1 protein-coding gene is annotated in these 968 nt (G+C 59.2%); it reads right to left on the bottom strand.

What is annotated here, in order from left to right; translation table 11 throughout:
* Positions 1–285: 285 nt before the first annotated feature.
* On the bottom strand, positions 286–968 hold a 683-nt coding region (locus tag AWB78_RS42775; RefSeq protein WP_269768991.1), incomplete at its 5' end, for a group II intron maturase-specific domain-containing protein.

Here is a 968-nt window from a genome sequence, read left to right on the forward strand (position 1 = left end):
CATGCAACTCAAGGAACGCGCGCTCGCGCACGCAACAGCGAGCGGCATCGCGCCAACACGCTACAAACCCCCAGACCAGTTGCTCGCCTTCCTGGAGGCCCTCTGATAATGCCGACAATCCGACCAACGCGGAACCGGGATCCGCCCAATCGTTATGGAAGTTGATTCATGACGCGGCATAATCGGGGAGTCGGCATAACCCTTGTTGTATAGGGGTAGGAAACGGCGATCGCCGTCCCCTCCCTCCGAACCCGGTGTGCGGTTTTCCCGCGACGGGCTCTCCAGTCAGTTGTTTCCGCATCGGGATTGGCGCGCCAATCGAAGGGCCTGGGACATCGTGAACAGCCCAAGATCAGCGAAGAAGGCATTTGGCCATCGGGTGTGATCGCGAAGGCATCGCCCCTGACCCGGACGATGAAGCTGTCGACGCAGGATCGCTCGTAGGCGGCGACGAACAAAGCCGTCGACGGACGAGAAGGTGTAGCGGTGGGCGTGCTGGAAATAGCCAAACCAGCCACGCAGGGTCGGGTTGATCGACGCAATGATGCTCTCGATCGAATCGCCCCTGTTACGCTTGGTCAGGGCGCGAATTTTATCTCGCAGCCCAATGAGACTCTCCTTGCGCACCCAACGTTGACCTGCCTCGAACCGGTAACCCAGAAACTCGAACCCGTGACCCTCCAGCCGGCAATCCCCAACGTGGGTTTTGTCAGGATGAAGTGTCAAGCCGTTCGCATCCACCCAAGCCCGCATTCGAGTGAGCGCATCTTCCGCTTCCTCGCGTGTACGGCATAACACCACGGCGTCATCCGCGTAGCGCACCATGACCAGCCCTGCCTGTCGCATTTCCACGTCAAGCTCGTGCAGGTAAAGATTGGCCAACAAGGGGCTGGCTACGCCTCGTACAATGTTGCATACTTTTCGCTCCGTCGTCTGAATCATCCGAATTTTCGCTGGCGAATGCTCCC

The organism is Caballeronia calidae (genome assembly GCF_900044055.2).
Classification (GTDB): domain Bacteria; phylum Pseudomonadota; class Gammaproteobacteria; order Burkholderiales; family Burkholderiaceae; genus Caballeronia; species Caballeronia calidae.